The 22,574-nt window shown below is 64.6% G+C and carries 22 protein-coding genes; 16 read left to right on the forward strand and 6 right to left on the reverse strand.

The window, feature by feature from the left end:
* A complete protein-coding gene (gene moaA / locus B2P87_RS11230) occupies positions 1–1,011 on the reverse strand; it encodes a GTP 3',8-cyclase MoaA (protein WP_058287888.1) in 1,011 nt (336 codons plus the stop codon).
* A gap of 90 nt (positions 1,012–1,101) precedes the next feature.
* Here moaA and B2P87_RS11235 point away from each other — a divergent pair, with 90 nt between their 5' ends.
* Positions 1,102–1,551, forward strand: coding sequence for a hypothetical protein (locus B2P87_RS11235; protein ID WP_244940788.1), 450 nt, complete (start codon positions 1,102–1,104; stop codon positions 1,549–1,551).
* Between the two features lie 88 nt (positions 1,552–1,639).
* Here the strand turns inward: B2P87_RS11235 and B2P87_RS11240 are convergent, their stop codons facing one another.
* Genes B2P87_RS11240 through glmU form a run of 3 tightly spaced genes read right to left on the reverse strand, consistent with a single transcriptional unit; the run spans position 1,640 to position 5,504 of the window.
* The gene (locus B2P87_RS11240) at positions 1,640–2,323 is read right to left on the reverse strand and encodes a DNA alkylation repair protein (protein WP_141892047.1); all 684 of its coding nucleotides are present in this window, start codon (positions 2,321–2,323) and stop codon (positions 1,640–1,642) included.
* A 5-nt stretch (positions 2,324–2,328) separates the two neighbouring features.
* On the reverse strand, positions 2,329–4,149 hold the full coding sequence (gene glmS / locus B2P87_RS11245; protein ID WP_141889988.1) for a glutamine--fructose-6-phosphate transaminase (isomerizing): 1,821 nt from the start codon (positions 4,147–4,149) through the stop codon (positions 2,329–2,331).
* Positions 4,149–5,504: a bifunctional UDP-N-acetylglucosamine diphosphorylase/glucosamine-1-phosphate N-acetyltransferase GlmU gene (gene glmU, locus B2P87_RS11250; RefSeq protein WP_141889989.1), complete on the reverse strand. Its 1,356-nt coding sequence runs from the start codon at positions 5,502–5,504 to the stop codon at positions 4,149–4,151. Before glmU ends, glmS begins: the two co-directional genes overlap by 1 nt.
* Positions 5,505–5,635: 131 nt before the next feature.
* On the opposite strand from glmU, the gene B2P87_RS11255 reads away from it, so the two are divergent.
* Entirely contained in the window at positions 5,636–6,298 is a 663-nt protein-coding gene (locus tag B2P87_RS11255; protein ID WP_008556586.1) for an HAD-IA family hydrolase, read from the forward strand.
* 79 nt (positions 6,299–6,377) lie between these two features.
* On the forward strand, positions 6,378–7,571 hold the full coding sequence (locus tag B2P87_RS11260) for a DegT/DnrJ/EryC1/StrS family aminotransferase (protein ID WP_141889990.1): 1,194 nt from the start codon (positions 6,378–6,380) through the stop codon (positions 7,569–7,571).
* Here B2P87_RS11260 and B2P87_RS11265 read toward each other — a convergent pair.
* Positions 7,559–8,017 carry a CreA family protein gene (locus B2P87_RS11265; protein WP_286852499.1) on the reverse strand — a complete coding sequence of 153 codons (459 nt, stop codon included), beginning with the start codon at positions 8,015–8,017 and terminating at the stop codon, positions 7,559–7,561. The two genes, B2P87_RS11260 and B2P87_RS11265, sit on opposite strands and share 13 nt — an antisense overlap.
* 164 nt (positions 8,018–8,181) lie before the next feature.
* On the opposite strand from B2P87_RS11265, the gene B2P87_RS11270 reads away from it, so the two are divergent.
* Both B2P87_RS11270 and B2P87_RS11275 read left to right on the forward strand, forming a co-directional pair.
* Entirely contained in the window at positions 8,182–8,835 is a 654-nt protein-coding gene (locus tag B2P87_RS11270; protein WP_141889991.1) for a DUF1236 domain-containing protein, read from the forward strand.
* A 159-nt stretch (positions 8,836–8,994) separates the two neighbouring features.
* On the forward strand, positions 8,995–10,155 hold the full coding sequence (locus B2P87_RS11275) for an isovaleryl-CoA dehydrogenase (protein ID WP_141889992.1): 1,161 nt from the start codon (positions 8,995–8,997) through the stop codon (positions 10,153–10,155).
* A gap of 96 nt (positions 10,156–10,251) precedes the next feature.
* Here B2P87_RS11275 and B2P87_RS11280 read toward each other — a convergent pair whose 3' ends face one another.
* Positions 10,252–10,854, reverse strand: coding sequence for an OmpW/AlkL family protein (locus B2P87_RS11280; protein ID WP_141889993.1), 603 nt, complete (start codon positions 10,852–10,854; stop codon positions 10,252–10,254).
* 149 nt (positions 10,855–11,003) lie between these two features.
* On the opposite strand from B2P87_RS11280, the gene B2P87_RS11285 reads away from it, so the two are divergent.
* From B2P87_RS11285 to B2P87_RS11335, 11 genes are all read left to right on the forward strand, one after another.
* Positions 11,004–12,533, forward strand: coding sequence for an AMP-binding protein (locus B2P87_RS11285; RefSeq protein WP_141889994.1), 1,530 nt, complete (start codon positions 11,004–11,006; stop codon positions 12,531–12,533).
* A 76-nt stretch (positions 12,534–12,609) separates the two neighbouring features.
* Entirely contained in the window at positions 12,610–14,214 is a 1,605-nt protein-coding gene (locus B2P87_RS11290; protein ID WP_141889995.1) for a carboxyl transferase domain-containing protein, read from the forward strand.
* An 87-nt stretch (positions 14,215–14,301) separates the two neighbouring features.
* The gene (locus B2P87_RS11295) at positions 14,302–16,239 is read left to right on the forward strand and encodes an acetyl/propionyl/methylcrotonyl-CoA carboxylase subunit alpha (protein ID WP_141889996.1); all 1,938 of its coding nucleotides are present in this window, start codon (positions 14,302–14,304) and stop codon (positions 16,237–16,239) included.
* Positions 16,240–16,319: 80 nt separating this feature from the next.
* On the forward strand, positions 16,320–17,177 hold the full coding sequence (locus tag B2P87_RS11300) for a hydroxymethylglutaryl-CoA lyase (protein WP_141889997.1): 858 nt from the start codon (positions 16,320–16,322) through the stop codon (positions 17,175–17,177).
* A gap of 20 nt (positions 17,178–17,197) precedes the next feature.
* Positions 17,198–17,980, forward strand: a complete 783-nt coding sequence (locus B2P87_RS11305; protein ID WP_141889998.1) for a crotonase/enoyl-CoA hydratase family protein — start codon at positions 17,198–17,200, stop codon at positions 17,978–17,980.
* A 233-nt stretch (positions 17,981–18,213) separates the two neighbouring features.
* Positions 18,214–18,579, forward strand: coding sequence for an NADH-quinone oxidoreductase subunit A (locus B2P87_RS11310; RefSeq protein WP_024090668.1), 366 nt, complete (start codon positions 18,214–18,216; stop codon positions 18,577–18,579).
* Positions 18,570–19,103 (forward strand): NuoB/complex I 20 kDa subunit family protein, encoded by a 534-nt coding sequence (locus tag B2P87_RS11315; RefSeq protein ID WP_027237089.1) that lies wholly within the window; start codon positions 18,570–18,572, stop codon positions 19,101–19,103. The genes B2P87_RS11310 and B2P87_RS11315 overlap by 10 nt, the downstream gene beginning before the upstream one ends.
* Positions 19,104–19,120: 17 nt before the next feature.
* Positions 19,121–19,726: an NADH-quinone oxidoreductase subunit C gene (locus B2P87_RS11320; RefSeq protein ID WP_141889999.1), complete on the forward strand. Its 606-nt coding sequence runs from the start codon at positions 19,121–19,123 to the stop codon at positions 19,724–19,726.
* Positions 19,726–20,949, forward strand: coding sequence for an NADH-quinone oxidoreductase subunit D (locus tag B2P87_RS11325; protein ID WP_208764539.1), 1,224 nt, complete (start codon positions 19,726–19,728; stop codon positions 20,947–20,949). The genes B2P87_RS11320 and B2P87_RS11325 overlap by 1 nt, the downstream gene beginning before the upstream one ends.
* The gene (locus B2P87_RS11330) at positions 20,946–21,404 is read left to right on the forward strand and encodes a hypothetical protein (protein WP_141890001.1); all 459 of its coding nucleotides are present in this window, start codon (positions 20,946–20,948) and stop codon (positions 21,402–21,404) included. The genes B2P87_RS11325 and B2P87_RS11330 overlap by 4 nt, the downstream gene beginning before the upstream one ends.
* Positions 21,404–22,573 (forward strand): NADH-quinone oxidoreductase subunit E, encoded by a 1,170-nt coding sequence (locus B2P87_RS11335; RefSeq protein ID WP_141890002.1) that lies wholly within the window; start codon positions 21,404–21,406, stop codon positions 22,571–22,573. The genes B2P87_RS11330 and B2P87_RS11335 overlap by 1 nt, the downstream gene beginning before the upstream one ends.
* Position 22,574: the final 1 nt, after the last annotated feature.

The following is a 22,574-nucleotide window of genomic DNA, read 5'->3' on the forward strand; positions in this document are numbered from 1 at the left end:
TCAGCCGCCGGTGTGGCTCATGTGGCGGGACATCTTGCCGCCGACGTCTTGCCGCGAATAGTCGAAGTCATGGCCGCGGGGCTTGTCGCCGATGGCGGCGCGGATGGCGGCCTCCAGCACACCAGCGCCTTCCTCGTTGGCGCGCAGCGGCGCGCGCAGGTCGGCTTTGCCTTCCTGGCCGAGGCAGGTGTAGATCTCGCCGGTGCAGGTGACCCGCACCCGGTTGCAGCTTTCGCAGAAGTTATGGGAGAGCGGGGTGATGAAGCCGATCTTCTGGCCGGTTTCCTCCAGCCGCACATAGCGGGCCGGGCCACCGGTGCGCTCTGCCAGATCGGTGACGGTGTAGTGGTTTTCATACTCCGCGCGCACGTCCTTCAGCGACCAGTACTGGCCGATGCGCTCCATATTGCCGATGTCTTCGCCCATTGGCATCACCTCGATCCAGGTGAGGTCCATGTCCCGCTCGGCGCACCAGCGGGTGATGGCGGGGAGTTCCTGCTCGTTAAAGCCCTTGAGCGCCACGGCATTGATCTTGACCCTGAGGCCCGCGTTCTGTGCCGCATCAATCCCCTTCAGCACCTGCGGCAGGCGGCCCCAGCGGGTGACATCGGCGAATTTCTGTTCGTCCAGCGTGTCGAGCGATATATTCACCCGGCGCACCCCGGCGGCGTAAAGGTCGTCGGCGTATTTCACCAGCTGCGAGCCGTTGGTGGTCAGCGTCAGCTCTTTCAGCGCGCCGGTGTCCAGATGGCGGCTCATCGCCTGGAAAAAGGTCATGATGCCGCGGCGCACCAATGGCTCGCCGCCGGTGATCCTGAGCTTCTCGACACCCAGCCGGATGAAGGTGGAGCACAGCCGGTCCAGTTCCTCCAGCGTCAGCAGGTCCTTCTTGGGCAAAAAGGTCATGTTTTCCGACATGCAATAGACGCAGCGGAAATCGCAGCGGTCGGTGACCGAGACGCGCAGGTAGGTGATTGCGCGGGCGAAGGGGTCGATAAGCGGTGCCGTCATGCTTCCTAGGTAAAGCGGGGCACCGCCCGCGGCAAGGGGGGACAGCTTTTGTGTCTGGCAAAGAGTTTCGCGCAAAGCTAGGGTTTGCCTATGCGTATGATAATCCTTTCCCTTACTTCGATTTCCCTGCTGGCGGCTTGCGAGGGCATCCAGCTGAATTCTTCCGTTCTGAACGGGCAGGACAGGCCGGCGGTGGCTGAGCCGCAGGACCCTGTGCTGGAGCCTGTGCCCGGGATTGATACAGCAGAGGCGGATCCGGCAGCGCCTGCGGGCTCTTCTGCGCCGTCATTCCGCGGCTCCGCCACCACGGTGGCGTCGCTGGGCGATCCCTCGGTTCCGGGGATGTGGATGGAGACCCCGCTGGTGGCGGCGGAGCAGCAGGCGCTGATCCGGACCAGCCGCAACACCGAGGCGGTGGTCACCCTGAAGCCCGTGCCGGGCACGGACACGGGCAGCAGCCGGCTGTCGATCAGCGCCATGCGGGCGCTGGGCCTGCCGCTGACCGAGCTGGCCGAGGTGCAGGTCCTGCCCGCGGGCTGAGCTCTGTTTTCCCGGAAGGGGGAGCGCCCGCCCTCTTGGGGCGGGGGCGTGCGCTGCCCGGCGGCTGCCGGGCGGGACCCTGGCAGGCCTAGGCGTGTTTCAGGTATTTCGCCGCTTCCTTGCGGGCAAAAGCTTTCATCTGAGCGCCATGCGCGTCCAGAAAGGCGCGGGTGTGGGCGGCGTCATGCTTGCTGAGGTCGCGCAGCCACCAGCCGATGGCCTTTTGAATGAACCAGTCCCGGTCCGGCACGTAGCCGGCCGCCCAGCCCAGAACACGCTCGCGCGCTTCCTGATCCGCCGGTTTCAGGTTATTCATCTTGGCCCAGGGCAGGGTGGCCACCAGCGCGGCGCGCCGGGTCCACATGTGATCAGATTGCGTCCAGCGCTCCACCGTATCCAGCCGCGCAGGCTCTGCCTGCAGGCGCTTGGCGATGGCAGAGCAGGCGTGGTCGGCAATCGCCCAGCTGTCGAAGTCCGGCACCCAGGATTGCAGCAGATCCCAGACGGCCGCGTCGTCCTTGATCCGGGCTTGGGTCAGCAGCTTGGCAGCGGCAATGCGGGCCTCGAAGACATCGCTATCCCACAACGCCTGCGCGAGCGAGACGCGCTCCTCAGTGGTCAGGGCCTGCCGCCAAGATTTGGTCAGGTCATTGGTGGCCGGGTTGGGCACCCCAAGCACTTCGCGGCTCTGCTTGTGGTAGGCGGCCATCTGCTCTGCCCGGCCGGGTTCCGCCTGGGCCTTGAGCTGCGCCAGCGCCTCCTGCAGTGTCACGCTGGTCACTCCACCGTCACCGATTTCGCCAGGTTGCGCGGCTGGTCCACGTCGGTGCCTTTGGCAACCGCGGTGTGATAGGCCAAGAGCTGTGCAGGAATGGCATAAAGGATCGGCGACAGCGCCTCCTTGACCTTCGGCATCCGGATTGCGCACCAGACGTCGTCGCCGGCCTCGTCAATCCCGTCCTGGTCGGAGATCATCAGAACCTTGCCCTTGCGGGCCAGGACTTCCTGCATGTTGGAGACGGATTTGTCGAACAGCGAGTCCCGCGGCGTCAGCACCACCACCGGCATGTTCTTGTCGATCAATGCGATGGGGCCGTGCTTCAGTTCGCCGCTGGCATAGGCTTCGGCGTGGATATAGCTGATTTCCTTGAGCTTCAGCGCGCCTTCCAGCGCCAGCGGATACATCAGGCCGCGGCCCAGGAACAGCACGTCGCGGGCCTCGCTGACCTTCTGCGCGGCTTGGCGGATCGCCTCGTTCTGCTCCAGCGCGGCGGACAGCACGTTGGGCAGCCCGCGGATGGCGGTGGCGTAACCGGCCATGTCCTCGGGCGAGAGGTGCCCGCGGTCGCAGGCCGCCTTGAGCGCCAGCGCCAAGAGCACGGTCAGCTGGCAGGTGAAGGCCTTGGTGGAGGCGACGCCGATTTCCGGCCCAGCAAAGATCGGCAGCGCCAGATCGCTTTCCCGCGCAATGGAGCTTTCGGGGACGTTCACCACCGACAGGATCTTGTCCGCTTTTTCCCGGCAATAGCGCAGGGCGGCCAGGGTGTCGGCGGTCTCGCCCGACTGGGACACGAACAGCGCCAGCGTCTTGGCGGGGACCGGCGGCTCGCGGTAGCGGAACTCCGAGGCGATATCGACTTCAACCGGCAGCCTGGCGATTTGCTCGAACCAGTATTTCGCGGTGACGCAGGCGTAATAGGCGGTGCCGCAGGCCACCATGGTCAGCCGATCAACCTGAGAGAAGTCGACCTCTCCGGGCAGCCGCACGGTGTCTTCCTCGACCGGCAGGTAATGGCGGATTGCCTCGGCAATCACCTGCGGCTGCTCGGCGATTTCCTTGGCCATGAAATGCTTGTGGCCGGCCTTGTCGACCTGAGCGGCGTCGATCTGGATGGTTTTGGTCTCGCGGTTCACGATGTCGCCATGCGCGTTGCGGATTTCCGCGCCCGCGCGGGTGACAACAGCGCGGTCGCCTTCCTCCAGATAGGTGATCCGGTCGGTCAGCGGTGCCAGTGCGATGGCGTCGGAGCCCACGAACATCTCGCCGTCACCGTGGCCGATCGCCAGTGGCGAGCCCTTGCGGGCGGCGATGATCAGATCCTCCTCGCCGTCAAACAAGAACGCGAGTGCAAAGGCGCCCTCCAGCTGGTTCAGCGTCGTAAAGGCCGCATCAACGGGGGTAAGCCCCTCTTTCAGATACCGTTCCGTCATCAGGGCAACGGTTTCGGTGTCGGTCTCGGTGCGGAACTCCATGCCGCAGTTCAAAAGCTCTGCACGCAGTTCCTTGTAGTTTTCGATGATGCCGTTGTGGACCACGGCCACCGCGCCGGCGCGGTGGGGATGGGCGTTGCTGACCGACGGCGCGCCATGGGTGGCCCAGCGGGTGTGGCCGATGCCGGACTTGCCGGCCAGCGGCTCATGCACCAGGAGGTCGCTGAGGTTCACCAGCTTGCCGACCGCGCGGCGGCGGCGCAGGGTGCCGTTGTTCACGGTGGCGATGCCCGCACTGTCATAGCCGCGGTATTCCAGCCGCTTCAGCGCCTCGACCAGGATCGGGGCGGCTTCGTGATTACCGAGAACGCCGACAATTCCGCACATCACTTGGCTCCCTTCTGCAATCGGGCCTTCTTGGCGCGCAGCATCTCCATCAGCTTGCGCGCGCGGCCCGGTTTGTTGGTTTGTTCGGCGCGGCCAATGGCCAAGTCGCCGTCTTCGACATTCCTGGTCACCACCGCGCCGGTCGCCGTCATCGCTTCATTGCCGATCCGGACCGGGGCCACCAGCATGGTGTTCGACCCGATAAAGGCGCGGGCACCGATCTCGGTGCGGTGCTTCATCACCCCGTCATAGTTGCAGGTGATCGTCCCTGCGCCAATATTGGCCGCCTCGCCGACAAAGGCATCGCCGATATAGCTAAGGTGGTTCACCTTGGCGCCTTCGGCAATCTCGGCGTTCTTAATTTCGACGAAATTGCCGATGTGTGTGTTCTCCGCCAGTTCCGCGCCGGGGCGCAGGCGGGCATAAGGACCGACCTTGGCGCCGCGGCTGACGTGGCAGCCCTCCAGGTGCGAGAACGCCCGGATCAGCGCGCCGCTTTCCACCGTCACGCCGGGGCCGAAAACCACGTTGGGCTCGATCACCGTGTCGCGGCCGATAAAGGTGTCAAAAGCGAGGTAAACCGTTTCAGGCGCCATCAGGGTGACGCCCAGGTCCAGCAGCTCTGCCCGGGCGCGCGCCTGGAACAGCGCATCGGCCTGTGCCAGCTCGGCGCGGGAATTGACGCCCAGCGTCTCCGCCTCGTCGCAGGACACGGCGGTCACCTTCAAGCCCTCGTGCCTGGCCAGCTCGACCAGATCGGTCAGGTAATACTCGCCGGAGGCGTTCTCATTGCCGACCTTGGCGATCAGATCAAAGATTGCGCTGGCTTTGCCAGCCATCAGGCCGGAATTGCAGAAGGAGATGGCGCGCTCCGCCTCGCTAGCGTCCTTGAACTCGACGATCCGCTCCAGGCTGTCGCCATCCATCACCAGACGGCCATAACGGCCCGGGTCGGCGGCCTCGAACCCCAGGATCACCAGATCGGCGCGCTGGCGGGCCTCGACCATGCGTTCCAGGGTTTCGGCGCTGACAAAAGGCGTGTCGCCATAGAGCACCACCACATCGCCCTCGAACCCGTCCAGCGCGGCGCGGGCCTGATCGACCGCGTGCGCGGTGCCCAGCTGCTCTTCCTGCAGGACGACCTCGGCCTCTTCGTCGATCTCTGACACTGCGGCGCGCACTGCCTCTGCCCCGTGGCCTGCCACGATGATGGTGCGCTCCGGCGCCAGCGCCCGGCCTGCGGCCATCGCGTGCTCCAGCATCGGCGCCTGGGCGATCGGGTGCAGGACTTTGGGGAGGTCGGAGTTCATCCGCGTGCCTTTTCCGGCCGCCAGGATGACAAGGGCAATGCTCATAATCGCTTTTCTCTTTGTCTTTTTAGCGCTCCCGTTTTATCCGCTAACAGGCGGGGCGCAAGGGATGGCGCCATCAAACTAGATTGCGGCCTGCAACATGCGGCGGCGGAAAAGTGCCGAAAGGGCAGGGAATGCGGACGGTTATCTTCGATCTGGACGGCACGCTGGCGGATACGTCGGGCGATCTGCTGGCCGCGGCCAATTTCTGTTTCCGGCAGATGGGGCTGGGCGATGTGCTGAGCCATCCCGGCGATGCAGGCATTGCCCTGCGCGGCGGCCGCACGATGCTGACCGCAGGCCTGAAACGGGCCGGTCAGTTCAACCCGGCCACGGTGGATGAGTTCTACCCGGTGCTGCTGGAGGCGTACCGGGATGCCATCGACCATCACACCGTGCTTTATCCGGGCGCGATGGCCGCGGTGGAGGCGTTGAAATCCGCAGGCTTTGGCGTTGGGATCTGCACCAACAAGCCCGAGGCGCTGGCGGATCAGCTGATGCGCAGCCTGGGCGTGCGTGACGCCTTTGCCTCGCTGGTCGGGGCGGACACGCTGCCGGTGCGCAAACCCGACCCCGCGCCGCTGTTCGAGGCCGCCCGCCGCGCAGGCGGTGATCCGGCCCGCACCCTGCTGGTGGGCGACAGCGACACTGACCGCAGCACTTCCGCCAATGCGGGCGTGCCGTCAGTGCTGGTGACCTTTGGCCCCTCCGGCGATGACATGGGCGCGCTCAAGCCCGAGGCGCTGTTGCACCGGTTCGAGGACCTTCTGGACGTCGCAGAGCGGCTGATTGCGTGATCCCGTAACTCAGTTCCGGGAAAACCGTCTGTCCGGCTTGCCTCTTGACCACTGACCGCCCGCGGCTCACAAACGCCGCATGAGCGAGACATTTACCGGGTCTTTCACCCAGCAGGAACCCATCCCCGAAGACGCCATCGAGGCTGCGCTGGCCGTGCTCCGCCACGGGCGGCTGCACCGCTACAACGTGGCCGAGGGCGAGGCGGGGGAAACCGCGCTGCTCGAACAGGAGTTCGCGGCGCAGATGGGCGCGAAATACTGCCTGGCCGTGGCGTCCGGCGGCTATGCGCTGGCGACGTCGCTGCGGGCGGTCGGGGTAAAGCCTGGCGACAAGGTGCTGACCAACGCCTTCACCCTGGCGCCGGTGCCGGGCTCCATCGCCTCCGTCGGGGCGGAGCCGCTGTTTGTCGAGGTGACCGAAAACCTGACGATCGACTTGGATGACCTTGCCGCCAAGGCGGATCAGGCAAAGGTGCTGATGCTGTCGCACATGCGCGGGCATCTGTGCGACATGGACCGGCTGATGGAGATCTGCAATGCGGCAGGCATCACCGTGATCGAGGATTGCGCCCACACCATGGGCGCCTCGTGGAATGGGGTGCTGTCGGGCCGCCATGGCGCGGCCGGCTGCTATTCCTGCCAGACCTATAAACATGTGAATTCGGGCGAGGGCGGGCTGCTTGTCACCGATGACGACGAAATCGCCGCCCGCGCCATCATGATGTCCGGCTCCTACATGCTTTACGGCCGCCACCTGGCCGCGCCGGGACCGGAGGTGTTCGAGCGGGTGAAATACGAGACCCCGAACATCTCGGGCCGGATGGACAACCTGCGCGCCGCCATCCTGCGGCCGCAGCTGCGCGATCTGGACACCCAGGTGGCGCGCTGGAACGACCGCTACCGCGCGGTGGAGGACGGCCTGCGCGGCACGCCCGGCCTGACGGTTGTGGAGCGGCCGAAGCAGGAGATTTATGTCGGCTCCTCCATCCAGTTCCTGCTCTTGGACTGGAGCGAAGACGCGGTGCAGGAGGCTGTCCGCCGCTGTGCCGCCCGCGGGGTGGAACTGAAATGGTTCGGCACGCCGGAGCCAGTGGCCTTCACCTCCCGCTATGACAGCTGGCGCTATGCGGACACCCCGCGGCTGCCGCAAAGCGACCGCATCCTGGCAGGCATCATCGACATGCGGGTGCCGCTGACCTTCAGCCTGGAGGACTGCGCCCAGATCGCCCGGATCATCCGCGCCGAGGTTTCCGCCGTTTATCAGTCGGGCTGATACAGCGGCACGGTCGAGATCGAGACCTTGGCAGAGCCGTCCGTCAGCTCAGCCGCGTGGGCGACGTAGATCAGCGTCTGGTTGGCTTCATCAAACAGGCGCTTGACCCGCAGCGACTTGAGGATGATGGACCGGGACTCCCGGAACACGTCCTCGCCGTCATCGCTGCGGTCGATATCCCCCAGCGTGATTGGCCCGGTCTGGCGGCAGGCCAGCGAGGCGTTGGAGGGATCCTCGAACCAGTTGCCTTTGGACAGGCGGTCGATCAGCCCGCGCTCGAAATAGGCGATGTGGCAGGTGACGCCTTCGACCTTGGGGTCGGAGATCGCCTCGATCACAATGTCATTGCCGACCCAGTCGACCCCGATCTGGCCGATCTCCTCGGCGGCGGCGGGCAGGCTCAGCATACAGAATGCGGCAGCCAGGGCGCGGTTCAAACGTTTCATGAAAATCTCCTGATTCTATCGGGCGGTGCGGGGTGCGCCCGCCTTATCATTACTTACGCGCAGAAGCGGGGAAGGATCCATGGAACCTTTTTCCGCCGGTGGAGTTACTCCTGCTCAACGGCGCGTTGAGGCGCCGCAGACAGGAAATGGAAGAGGAGACTACTATGTTTACGCCGAAACGCGCCCTGACCGCATCTGCCCTGGCCCTGCTGGCTGCACCGGTTTGGGCCGGCGCCCAAGTGCAGGCCGTGACCGACCTGAACCTGCGCGCAGGCCCCGGACCGCAGCACGAAATCATCGGTGTTATCTCCAAAGACGGTGCTGTCAAACTGGACGGCTGCCTTGAGCAGAGCAACTGGTGCAAGGTCGGCTATGACGGTGCCGAAGGCTGGGCCTATGGCGAGTATCTGACCGAAACCGTTACCGAGAAATACATTCCGGTTGTCGCCAAGGACAGCCCGGTCGAAGTCACCACCGTGACCTATGAAAACACCGGTGAAGCCGATGCGCCGCTGGGGGCAATCGGCGGTGCCATCACTGGCGGTCTGATTGCAGGCCCGGCCGGGGTTGTTGCCGGCGCGATCGCCGGGGCTGCCGCAGGTGAAGCAGCTGTGCCGGACGAGGAAGTGGTGACCTATGTGCGCACCAACGCGACCGAACCGGTTTATGTGCAGGGCGAAGTGGTGACTGGCGTGATCATCCCGGAAGAAGTCCAGCTGACAGACATCCCGGACTCGAACTTCCGTTACGTTTATCTGAACGGCCTGCCGGTTCTGGTGGAGGCGGACAGCCGCACCGTGATCCACGTAGTCCGCTGATTTTCCTGATACTGTCTGATTGCGGGCGGCCCTGACGGGCCGCCCGTTTTCGTGCGCGCACCAGCACCCGGGGTCAATGCGATTGACGCGAATCATGTGGTCGTCTATTGAATTGAACAACTGTTCATATAATCGGCTGTGCCCTGGAGGATCTGCGGGATGTTCAACGCAAGCATGAGTTTTGATCTTGGTGAGGATGTTAACGCCCTGCGCGATATGGTTCACCGCTGGGCGCAGGACCGCGTCAAGCCGATGGCGCAGGAGATCGACCAGAAAAACGAATTCCCTGCCGATCTTTGGCAGGAGATGGGCGAGCTGGGCCTGCTGGGCATCACAGTGCCGGAGGAATTCGGCGGCGCCGGCATGTCCTATCTGGCCCACACCGTCGCGGTGGAGGAAATCGCCCGGGCCTCGGCCTCCGTCTCGCTGTCCTACGGCGCGCATTCCAACCTGTGCGTCAACCAGATCAAGCTGAACGGCAACGCCGAGCAGAAGCAGAAATACCTGCCCCGGCTGATCTCGGGCGAGCATGTTGGCGCGCTGGCAATGTCCGAGGCGGGCGCGGGCTCTGACGTGGTGTCGATGTCGCTGCGTGCCGAAAAGCGCAACGATCACTTCCGCCTGAACGGCAACAAGTACTGGATCACCAACGGCCCGGATGCCGACACGCTGGTGGTCTACGCCAAGACCGATCCGGAGGCGGGCTCCAAGGGGATCACTGCGTTCCTGATCGAAAAGGAAATGAAGGGCTTCTCCACCTCCAAGCATTTCGACAAGCTGGGGATGCGCGGCTCCAACACGGCTGAACTGGTGTTCGAGGATGTGGAAGTCCCGTTCGAGAACGTGCTGGGCGAAGAGGGCAAGGGCGTGCGCGTTCTGATGTCCGGCCTGGACTATGAGCGTGTGGTGCTGGCGGGCATCGGCCTCGGCATCATGGCGTCTTGCATGGATGAGATGATGCCCTACATGGCGGAGCGCAAGCAGTTCGGTCAGCCGATCGGGAACTTCCAGCTGATGCAGGCCAAGATTGCCGATATGTACACGGCGATGAACTCCGCCCGGGCCTATGTCTATGAAGTGGCGAAATCCTGCGACAATGGAACCGTGACCCGCCAGGACGCGGCGGCCTGCTGCCTTTATGCCTCCGAGGTGGCGATGACCCAGGCGCATCAGGCGGTGCAGGCCTTCGGCGGCGCGGGCTACCTGTCCGACAACCCGGTCGGCCGCATCTTCCGCGATGCCAAGCTGATGGAAATCGGCGCAGGCACCAGCGAGATCCGGCGGATGCTGATCGGCCGCGAGCTGATGGGCACCATGTAACAAAAGAAAACCCCGCGCTTCCGAGGGAGGCGCGGGGTTTGAAACAAGCCTGGCGGCACGAGGTCAGCCGCCAGACCGGAACCAGGTCACTTAGGATCAGAAGCGGTGCACGTAAGCGAAGTTCACGACAACCGGATCGATCTCTGCGGTGCCGATGCTGGCGCCGTTCAGGGTCGCGTCGGTGTCGATGTCCATCCAGCGCACGTTGAACCGCAGCGCGCCATTGTCGGAGATCTGGTAGTCGGCACCGGCGTTGACCGCCACACCAAAGCTGTCGTCAAGGTCCAGCGTGCCAAGCGCGGTCTCTTCCTCGAAGAAGGTGGTGTAGTTCAGGCCCAGGCCCACGAACGGCTTGACCTTGCCGGCGGTCGGGAAGTGGTAGTTGACCGACAGGGTCGGCGGCAGCTGCTTGGCGGACGCTGCAAAAGCGCCGTTCAGGCGGATGTCGTGCTCAAACGGCGAGGCCGCCAGCAGCTCGACACCCCAGTTGTCGCGGAAGAAGTATTCAACGGTCAGCGACAGCGCGGTGCCATCGTCGATATCCGCGGCGGCGCCAGCCAGGGTGCCATTGCCGGATTTCGGGTTGACGTTGGCGATACCAACACCAACGGTCCAGTCGCCTTGCTGCTGGGCCAGCGCGGGGCCGGCCAGGGCGGCGAGGGCAGAAGTCAGTGCCAAAGCGGAAACCATGCGTTTCATCGGGTGCGTCCCTTTTCTTGTGTTTACCCCGCAGTGGTGCCCCATGGAGCGGCGGAAAACTCTGATCTGGATCAAGGGCCGGATCGCTTTGCTATTGAAAATCCAGTGAAAAATTGCATGGCTGCCATGCGTTTCAGGAATGTCTAAATATGCATGATGCTTGTAACATTCCTGGACTTCGCCCGGATGGCAGCTGGGACCTGCCGGAGCAGCTGAACATGGCGGCGCAATGCCTGGCGCATCCGGCTGAAAAGACCGCCCTGATCGACATGACCGCCGCCGCGCGGCGCGACATTTCTTATGGCGAGCTTTCGGAGATGACCGACGGGCTGGCCCGCTATCTGCTGACCCGCATCCAGCCCGGCGACCGGGTGGGCGTGCTGCTCAGCCAGTCGCCCTGGTGCGCCGCGGCGCATCTGGCGATCTGGAAGGCGGGCGGCATCTCGGTGCCGCTGTTCAAGCTGTTCAAACACGATGCGCTCGCATCGCGTGCCGGTGACGCGGGCGTGCGCTTCGTCTTCACCGATGCCGAGGGCGCCGGCCTGCTGGGGGATCTGGCCGAAGCGGTGATCGCGGACAGCGCCGGGCTGGAGGGCGCACCGGTCCCCTTCGCGGATACCGCGCCGGAAACCCCGGCGGTGCTGATCTATACCTCCGGCACCACCGGCAGCCCCAAGGGCGCGCTGCACGGCCACCGGGTGCTGACCGGCCACCTGCCGGGAGTTGCCATCAGCCATGACCACCTGGGCCAGCCGGGCGATGTCCTCTGGACCCCTGCCGACTGGGCCTGGATCGGCGGGCTGTTCGACGTGCTGATGCCGGGCCTGGCGCTGGGCGTTCCGGTGGTTGCCGCGCGGCTGGACAAGTTCACACCGGAGGCTTGCGCCGATCTGATCGCCAAGGCCGGGGTGCGCAACATCTTCTTCCCGCCAACCGCATTGCGGATGCTGAAGGCAGCGGGGCAGGGGCTCCACGGTCTGCGTTCCGTTGCCAGCGGCGGAGAGCCCCTGGGCGCAGAGATGCTCGCCTGGGGCCGGCGCCGCTTGGGCGTCACGATCAACGAATTCTACGGCCAGACCGAATGCAACATGGTGGCCTCCTCCTGCGCTGCGGGTTTTGAGCCGCGCCCGGGCTGCATCGGTAAGGCGGTTCCGGGGCATGAACTGGCAGTGATCGACGAAGCCGGGAACCCCACGGAGGATGAGGGCGATGTCGCCATCCGCCGCGGCTCCGCCTCGATGCTGCTGGAATACTGGAACCGGCCCGAGGAGACCGCCGCCAAGTTCCGGGGGCCTTGGCTGGTGACCGGCGACCGCGGCATCTGGGAAGGGGAATACCTGCGTTTTGTCGGCCGCGAGGATGATGTGATCACCTCCGGCGGCTACCGCATCGGCCCGGCGGAGATCGAAGATTGCCTGCTGACCCATCCGGCGGTGGCGACCGTGGGCGTGGTCGGCAAGCCGGATCCGCTGCGGACGGAAATCGTCAAGGCTTATGTGGTGCTGAAGGCAGGGGGCGACGCCTCCGAGAAGGAACTGCAGGACTACGTCAAGGACCGGCTCGCGCACTATTCCTATCCGCGCGAAGTGGCGTTCCTCGACGCGCTGCCGATGACCGTGACCGGCAAGGTGATCCGCAAGGAGCTAAAGGCGCGGGCTGCGGGGGAGACCGCGCAATGACCCGCGGTGTTGCATACCCGGCGCACGCCGCGCCAACCGGAAATAAAGATCTCAACCCTATAACGGGAGAGTGGACATGAAACTCACATCCAAGGCGTTGCCTTCCTCGGAAGGCTTCAAGCAGAACCGCGAGGCGCATCTGGCGGCCCTTGCGCAGATCAGCGAGGCGGCCGAGGCCGCGCGCATGGGCGGCGGCGAGAAATCCCGTGAACGCCATGAAAGCCGCGGCAAGATGCTGCCGCGCCGCCGGGTGGCGAACCTCTTGGATCCGGGTTCCCCGTTCCTGGAAATCGGTGCCACCGCGGCACACGCAATGTATGACGGCGCAGCACCTGCGGCCGGCGTGATCGCGGGCATCGGCCGGGTGCACGGACAGGAGGTCATGGTGGTCTGCAACGACGCCACCGTGAAGGGCGGCACCTATTACCCGATGACTGTGAAGAAACACCTGCGCGCGCAGGAGATCGCCGAGGAGAACCGCCTCCCCTGCATCTACCTGGTCGACTCCGGCGGCGCCAACTTGCCGAACCAGGATGAGGTCTTCCCCGACCGCGACCACTTCGGCCGCATCTTCTACAACCAGGCGCGGATGTCGGCCAAGGGCATCCCGCAGATCGCTGTGGTCATGGGGTCCTGCACCGCGGGCGGCGCCTATGTGCCCGCGATGTCGGACGTCACCATCATCGTGAAGGAGCAGGGCACCATCTTCCTCGCGGGCCCGCCGCTGGTGAAGGCTGCCACGGGCGAGGTCGTCAGCGCCGAGGACCTGGGCGGCGGCGACGTGCACACGCGCCTCTCCGGTGTGGCCGATTACCTGGCCGAGGACGACGCCCACGCGCTGGCGCTGGCGCGGCGCGCGGTGCAGTCGCTGAACATCACCAGACCGCTGACGGTGAACTGGGCGACCCCGGAAGAACCCGCCTATGACCCTGAGGAAATTCTTGGCGTGGTGCCCGGCGACCTGCGCACGCCTTATGATATTCGCGAGGTGATCGCGCGGCTGGTCGACGGCTCCCGCTTTGACGAGTTCAAGCCGCGCTTCGGCGAGACGCTTGTGACGGGTTTTGCCCACCTCAAGGGGTGCCCCATCGGGATCATCGCCAACAACGGCGTGCTGTTCTCGGAAGCCGCTCAGAAAGGCGCGCATTTCGTGGAGCTGTGCAGCCAGCGCAAGATCCCGCTGGTGTTCCTGCAGAACATCACCGGCTTTATGGTGGGCCGGAAGTACGAAAACGAGGGCATCGCCCGCCACGGCGCCAAGATGGTGACCGCGGTGGCCACCACCAATGTGCCGAAAGTTACCATGCTGGTCGGCGGCTCCTTTGGCGCGGGCAACTACGGCATGTCGGGCCGCGCCTACCAGCCGCGCTTCCTGTGGACCTGGCCGAACTCCCGCATCTCGGTGATGGGCGGCGAGCAGGCGGCGGGCGTGCTGGCGACGGTGAAACGCGACGCCATCGAACGCCAGGGCGGCAGCTGGAGCGCTGATGAAGAGGCCGAATTCAAACGCCCCACCATCGAGATGTTCGAGGAGCAGAGCCACCCGCTTTATGCCTCGGCGCGCCTTTGGGACGACGGCATCATCGACCCGCGCAAGAGCCGCGACGTGCTGGCGCTCTCGCTCAGCGCGGCGCTGAACGCCCCGATTGAAGAGACCAAATTCGGCGTCTTCCGGATGTAAGCGCCGTCGCTTTCATCTTTCGCAAAATACTCCGGGGGTCCGGGGGCAGCGCCCCCGGTCCGGCGATCCAGACAAAGGACCAACCCCATGTTTGACAAGATCCTGATTGCCAACCGCGGCGAAATCGCCTGCCGCGTGATGGAAACCGCCCGCGCCATGGGCGTGCGCACGGTGGCGGTCTATTCCGACGCCGATGCGGCCGCAAAACATGTGCAGCTGGCGGATGAGGCGGTGCACATCGGCGGCCCGGCCCCGGCGGACAGCTACCTGAAGGGCGACGAGATCATCCGGGTGGCCCGGGAAACCGGCGCCCAGGCGATCCACCCGGGGTACGGCTTCCTGTCGGAAAACCCGAAATTCGTCGAGGCGGTGGAGGCTGCGGGCCTCGTGTTCATCGGGCCGTCGGCGGATGCGATCCGCAAGATGGGCCTCAAGGACGCCGCCAAGGCGCTGATGGAGGAGGCCGGCGTGCCGGTGGTGCCGGGCTATCACGGCAGCAGCCAGGACCCGGAGTTCCTGGCAGGCGAAGCCGGGAAGATCGGCTATCCGGTGCTGATCAAGGCGGTGGCCGGCGGCGGCGGCAAGGGGATGCGTCTGGTCGAGAAGCCGGAGGAGTTTGCCGACGCCCTGAAAAGTGCGCAGGGCGAGGCGACCACGGCCTTTGGCAATCCCGACGTTCTGATCGAGAAATACATCCAGCAGCCCCGCCATATCGAGGTGCAGGTCTTTGGCGACGGGACGCAGGCGGTGCATCTGTTTGAGCGCGACTGCTCGCTGCAGCGCCGCCATCAGAAGGTGATCGAAGAAGCCCCGGCGCCCGGCATGACCGAGGAAATGCGCGAGGCGATGGGCCAGGCCGGCGTGCGCGCGGCCGAAGCTATCGGCTATAAGGGCGCGGGCACGGTGGAATTCATCGTCGACGGCTCCGACGGGCTGCGCCCAGATGGCTTCTGGTTCATGGAAATGAACACCCGCCTGCAGGTGGAGCACCCGGTGACCGAGCTGATTACAGGTGTCGACCTGGTGGAATGGCAGCTGCGCGTGGCTTCGGGGGAGAGCCTGCCCGCCAAGCAGGAAGACCTCACCATCACCGGCCATGCGTTTGAGGCAAGGCTTTATGCGGAGGATGTGCCGAAGGGCTTCCTGCCCGCAACCGGCACCCTGACCCATCTGTCCTTCCCGGCAGAGGCCCGCGCCGACAGCGGTGTGCGGGCGGGGGACACCATCAGCCCCTGGTACGACCCGATGATCTCCAAGGTGATCGTGCATGGCTCCACCCGCAAGGTGGCGCTGTCGCGGCTGGCGCGCGCGCTGGAGGACACCGAGGTCGGCGGCACCGTCACCAACCTGGCGTTCCTTGGCGCGCTGGCCGCGCATGAGGGGTTTGCCAATGGCGAGGTGGACACCGGCCTTATCGCCCGCGATCTGGACGCTCTGGTGGCCGCGCCGCAGGTCGAGCTGCGCCACAAGGCGGCGGCGGGCATGGTGGCGCTGGACCTCGTGCAGGCCGCAGCGCACACCGGCTTCAGCCTGTGGACGCCGCTGCACCGCGCTGTGACCCTGACCCATGCGGGCGCGGAGTTCACTGCCGATGTGCAGGTCGACGGTCCCGACCGGCAGCTGTGGACCATCGAAGGCAACACCGTCGTGGCTGAGCGCAGCCAGGGCCAGTGGCGCATCGGCGAGCGCCGGATGCCAACAGTCTCGCAGTCCGGGTCCCTGATCACCGTGCATGATGCCTACGGGCTGGAATTCACCGTGGTGGATCCGCTCGACCGTGCGGCCGTTGCGGGCGGCGATATGAATGTGGTCGAGGCGCCGATGCCGGGCCTGGTCAAGGCGGTGTTTGCCGAAGCTGGCCAATCGGTGAAGGAGGGCGACCGGCTTGCCGTTCTGGAAGCCATGAAGATGGAGCATTCGCTGCTGGCGGCGCGCGATGGTGTCGTCGCGGAGGTGCTGGCCTCGGCCGGCGACCAGGTCGAGGCGGGGGCCGCGCTGGTGCGGCTGGAAGAAGACGACAGCTGACCTGAAGTCCGGGGCGGCGCGTCTGCCGCCCCTGCCGGGATTTGAGTATTTTTGGAAAGATGAAGCCGAAGGGGCGTTTCATGAGCGAGTTTGCCGAGATTTTTGAGGTCGGTCCGCGCGACGGGCTGCAGAATGAGAAACGCGAAATTCCGGTGGCCGAAAAGGTGGCGCTGACTGATTGCCTGAGCCGCGCCGGGTTCAAGCGGATCGAGGTGGCAAGTTTCGTGTCGCCCAAATGGGTGCCGCAGATGGCGGGCAGCGCAGAGGTGCTGGCCGGCATCACCCGCGCCGCTGGAGTCCGCTATGCGGCGCTGACGCCCAACATGCGCGGGTTTGAGGATGCTGTGGCCGCAAGGGCGGATGAGATCGCTGTTTTTGCGTCCGCCTCCGAAGGGTTCTCCAAGGCCAATATCAACGCCACCATCGAGGAAAGCATCACCCGCTTTCTGCCCGTTCTGGACGCGGCAAAGGACATGGGGCTGCCGGTCCGCGGTTATGTGTCCTGCGTGACCGACTGCCCGTTTGACGGGCCGACCCCGCCGCAGAAGGTGGCAGAGGTGGCGCGCCGGCTGTTCGATCTGGGCTGTTATGAGATTTCGCTGGGCGACACCATCGGGCAGGGCACGCCGGAAACGATCTCGGCAATGCTGCGGGCCGTGGTCCAGCAGGTCCCGGCCGGGCGGCTTGCCGGCCATTATCATGACACCGCGGGCAGGGCGCTGGACAATATCGAGGCCTCTCTGGATCTTGGCGTGCGGGTGTTCGATGCCGCCGTGGGCGGCCTTGGCGGCTGCCCCTATGCGCCGGGGGCCGCGGGCAATGTGGCCACGGAAGCGGTGCACAAGCGCCTGACGGAGCTGGGCTATCACACCGGCCTGGACGCGGATGTGCTGGACGAGGCCGCCGCGATGGCCCGCGCCATGCGCGGCCTGCAGTAAGATTTCAGCGGAGAAGCAAGATGTTTGAAACAATCACCCTGGAAACCGACGCCCGCGGCGTCTGCACCCTGACGCTGAACCGCCCGGACAAGCACAACGCCATGTCCGGCCAGATGCTGCAGGAGCTGACCCTGGCGGCAAAGCGGCTGGCCGCGGATGACTCTGTGCGCGTGGTGGTGCTGACCGGCGCGGGCAAGAGCTTTTGCGCGGGCGGCGACCTGGGCTGGATGCGCCAGCAGATGGATGCGGACGCCGAAACCCGCGGCCGCGAGGCGCGGGTGCTGGCAGAGATGCTGATGGCGCTCAACACCCTGCCCAAGCCGGTGATCGGCGCGCTGCAGGGCAATGCCTTCGGCGGCGGCGTCGGCATGGCCTCGGTCTGCGATGTGGCGATCGGCGCTGATCATCTGAAGATGGGCCTCACTGAGACCAAGCTGGGGCTGATTCCCGCCACCATCGGCCCCTATGTGATTGCCCGCATGGGCGAGGCCAAGGCACGCCGCGTGTTTATGTCGGCGCGGCTGTTCGGCGCGGACGAGGCCGTGGAACTGGGCCTGCTGGCCAAGGCGGTTCCGGCGGACCAGCTGGACGAGGCGGTCGAGGCGGAGGTTTCCCCCTATCTCAACTGCGCGCCGGGTGCCGTGGCCGCCGCCAAGAAGCTCGCCCGCGACCTGGGGCCGCGGCTGGACGATGCGGTGATCGACCATACAATCAAGGCGCTTGTGGAGCGCTGGGAGGGGGAGGAGGCCCGCGAGGGCATCACCGCTTTCTTTGAGAAGCGCAAACCCGGCTGGCAGGCCTGAAAACCGGCATTCCCGATACATTTTTGGAGGGCGGCCGCAGCTTTCGTTGCGGCCGCTTTTCTTATGAAATCACTAAGAAATCACATCAGCGTTGCGGCTGTGCTTTTTCCTGTCACAAACCCCGTTGTTTAACCTTGCCTTAGTTGACGCTGTAGGGGCGGAGGGGTAGACACACTTCAAATCAACACGCCAATTGACGTCGCGCGGGAAACCGCCGGGGAAAGGAGCTGCTCTTGGAAGAGATGTTGAGGGAATACCTGCCGATCCTGGTCTTCCTGGCCGTCGCGGCAGGCTTGGGGATTGTCCTCATCCTGGCAGCCGTTGTGCTGGCGGTCCGCAACCCGGACCCGGAGAAGGTCAGCGCCTACGAATGCGGTTTCAACGCTTTCGACGATGCCCGCATGAAATTCGATGTCAGGTTCTATCTGGTGTCGATTCTCTTCATTATTTTCGACTTGGAAATCGCTTTCCTGTTTCCCTGGGCCGTCGGTTTCAAGGACATCAGCGACACCGGCTTCTGGTCGATGATGGTGTTCCTGGGCGTGCTGACCATCGGATTCGCCTATGAGTGGAAGAAAGGGGCCCTGGAATGGCAGTGATGACCGGAGCCAACACCGCTGGTGTGGACAAGGAAGTTGTCACCCGGGCCCTGAATGCAGAGCTTCAGGACAAGGGTTTCCTGCTCACCTCGGCCGAGGACATCATCAACTGGGCACGCACAGGTTCGCTGCACTGGATGACCTTCGGCCTGGCCTGCTGCGCGGTTGAGATGATGCACACCTCGATGCCGCGCTATGACGCCGAACGCTTCGGCATCGCACCGCGCGCCTCGCCGCGCCAGTCGGATGTGATGATCGTCGCAGGCACCCTGACCAACAAGATGGCGCCGGCCCTGCGCAAGGTCTACGACCAGATGCCCGAGCCGCGCTACGTGATCTCGATGGGCTCCTGCGCCAACGGCGGCGGCTACTACCACTACAGCTATTCCGTGGTGCGCGGCTGCGACCGGGTTGTGCCGGTTGACGTCTACGTGCCCGGCTGCCCGCCGACGGCTGAGGCGCTGCTTTATGGCCTGATGCAGCTGCAGCGCAAGATCCGCCGCACCGGCACCCTGGTGCGCTGAGGAAGGGCGGAAAAAACATGACTGATGCACTGAAAGAGCTTGGCGCCCAGATCGAAGCCAAACGCCCCGATTGCGTGGTGGCCTGGAGCGTGTCCTTTGACGAGCTGACCATTGACGTGACGCCCTCGAACATCGCCGGTCTGGTGGAGTTCCTGAAATCGGACCCGAATTGCAAGTTTTCAACCCTGGTGGACATCACCGCGGTGGATTACCCGGAACGCGCCAAGCGGTTCGACGTGGTTTATCACTTCCTGTCGATGTACCGGAACCAGCGCATCCGCCTGCGCGCCGCCGTGCGCGAGGATGAGATGGTGCCCTCCATCGTGAAGGTGCACCCCTCGGCCAACTGGTTCGAGCGGGAAGTCTACGACATGTTCGGCATCCTGTTCTCGGGCCACCCGGACCTGCGCCGAATCCTGACCGACTACGGCTTCCGCGGCTACCCGCTGCGCAAGGACTTCCCGACCACCGGCTATACCGAGGTGCGGTATGACGAGGCGCAGAAGCGCGTGGTCTATGAGCCGGTGAAGCTGGTGCAGGAATACCGCCAGTTCGATTTCATGTCCCCGTGGGAAGGTGCCGAATACATCCTGCCCGGCGACGAGAAGGAGGGGGCGCAATGATGGACGGCTCCAAATTTGACGACGGCAGCGTCGACGCGCTGAGCGGCGAGCAGAAGATCCGCAACTTCAACATCAACTTCGGCCCGCAGCACCCTGCGGCGCATGGGGTTTTGCGTCTGGTGCTCGAACTCGACGGCGAGATCGTCGAGCGTTGCGATCCGCATATCGGCCTGTTGCACCGCGGCACCGAAAAGCTGATGGAAAGCCGCACCTACCTGCAGAACCTGCCGTATTTCGACCGCCTCGACTATGTGGCGCCGATGAACCAGGAGCACGCCTGGTGTCTCGCCATCGAGAAGCTGACCGGCACCGAGGTGCCGCGCCGCGGCCAGCTGATCCGGGTGCTCTATTCGGAAATCGGCCGGGTGCTGAACCACCTGCTGAACGTCACCACGCAGGCGATGGACGTCGGCGCACTGACCCCGCCGCTGTGGGGCTTTGAAGAGCGCGAGAAGCTGATGATCTTCTACGAGCGGGCCTGCGGCGCGCGCCTGCACGCGGCTTATTTCCGCCCCGGCGGCGTGCATCAGGACCTGCCGGATGACCTGCTGGATGATATCGACCTCTGGGCGATGGAATTCCCCAAGGTGCTGGATGATATCGACGGCCTTCTGACCGAAAACCGCATCTTCAAGCAGCGCAACTGCGATATCGGTGTGGTGACCGAGAAGGAGATCCAGGAATACGGCTTCTCCGGCGTCATGGTGCGCGGCTCTGGCCTCGCCTGGGACCTGCGCCGCGCGCAGCCTTATGAATGCTATGACGAGTTCGAGTTTCAGGTGCCGATCGGCAAGAACGGCGACTGCTACGACCGCTACCTCTGCCGGATGGAAGAGATGCGCCAGTCGACCTCGATCATCCGCCAGGCGATTGCCAAGCTGCGCGAAGCCACCGGCGACGTGGTGGCCCGCGGCAAGCTGTCCCCGCCCAAGCGCGGCGACATGAAAACCTCGATGGAAAGCCTGATCCACCATTTCAAGCTTTACACCGAAGGCTTCCACGTGCCCGCAGGCGAGGTCTACGCCGCCGTCGAGGCGCCCAAGGGCGAGTTCGGCGTCTATCTGGTGGCGGACGGGTCCAACAAACCCTACCGCTCCAAGATCCGCGCGCCGGGCTTCCTGCACCTGCAGGCGATGGATCACATTGCCAAGGGCCACCAGCTGGCCGACGTCGCCGCCATCATCGGCACCATGGACGTAGTGTTCGGGGAGATCGACCGGTGAGATTGGATGACATCCTAAAGTACTTGGGAATTGCTTGGAGCGTAGTCGCCTTTGTTGCTGTTGTAGCTTTCTTTGCCGGTGATCATTGGACCACTTGGAAGGAAGTGCGAAAAGCGCATGATCAGGAACTGGCGATCTTTGGCACTCAACCTGATTTGGGCGAACTGGAAGCCAAAATTCAGCGTTTGTATCAGGTCTTGGCTCTTGCCGAGATGCCTGACGGACAGGGGCGTTCCAAATATCTGGAAGAGATTGAGGCCAGAGTTAAGCAACTAGAAAACGTGCCTGCGATTTCGCTCCCCGACTTTGGCCAGTTCGTGAAAGTGGGTGATCGGGTCATTCTGCAAGGCAAAAGTCAGCTATATCTGTACGACAATGACGGGCAGGGGCAGGACGAAAAAGATCTGCTTATGAACGGCGTCCAAGATCCCTGGATTATTCGGAAGGCAAACTAATGCTGCGTAGGCTCCACCACGAACAACCCGCGAGCTTTGCCTTCACCCCGGCCAACCAGGCCTGGGCCGAGGCGCAGATCACCAAATATCCTGAGGGCCGCCAGGCCTCCGCGGTCATTCCGCTCTTGTGGCGCGCTCAGGAGCAGGAAGGCTGGGTCACCAAACCGGCGATCGAGTCCATCGCCGATATGCTCGGCATGGCCTATATCCGGGTGCTGGAAGTTGCCTCCTTCTACTTCATGTTCCAGCTGCAACCCACGGGTTCTGTTGCCCATGTGCAGATCTGCGGCACCACTTCCTGCATGATCTGCGGGGCAGAGGACCTGATCGCGGTTTGCCAGGAAAAGATCGCACCCAAGCCTTTTACCCTGTCGGCGGACGGCAAGTTCACCTGGGAAGAAGTCGAGTGCCTGGGCGCCTGCACCAATGCCCCGATGGCGCAGATCGGCAAGGATTATTACGAGGATCTGACGGCAGAGGGCTTTGCCAAGCTGCTGGACGATCTGGCGGCCGGCCAGCTGGTCGCGCCCGGCCCGCAGAACGGCCGTTACGCGGCTGAGCCGAAGTCCGGCCTCACCTCGCTGACCGAGTTCGACAGCGGCAAGACGCAGTACAATGCCAGCGCGCAGCTGGCGATGGACGTCAAGGATGGAATCAAGCGCATTCAGGGCGATGAAGTGCCGCTGCTGACCCCCTGGATCGGCAAGGACGGCACCGTTGCCGGCCGCGCTGCCGAGGGCCAGCCGCCCAAGGCGCCGGAGGCTCCGCTTCCCGCAGCCCGGCAAGCGGAGGCGCTGAAGACCGCACCGACGAAGAAATCCGATGCGGCTGAGCCGTCCTCGCCCGAAGGGGCTGCGGCCAAGGCAACCGAGGAAAGCGAGCCGGAGCTTTTGAAGGAAGCCCGCGGCGGGCTGGCCGATGACCTCAAGATGCTGAAGGGCGTCGGCCCCAAGCTGGAGGCAAAGCTGAACGAGCTTGGCTTCTACCACTTCGATCAGATCGCCGACTGGACCGAGGAAGAGATCGCCTGGGTCGATTCCCGGCTGCAGTTCCGGGGCCGGATCGCCCGCGATGGCTGGGTCGAGCAGGCGAAGCGGCTGCAAGTGGGCGATGAGACCGAATTCGCGAAACGTGCCAAAGAAAAGCACATCTACGACGACGACGAATAAT

Origin of the sequence: Leisingera sp. UBA4491 (genome assembly GCF_002388965.1) — a bacterium.
Lineage (GTDB): Bacteria > Pseudomonadota > Alphaproteobacteria > Rhodobacterales > Rhodobacteraceae > Leisingera > Leisingera aquaemixtae.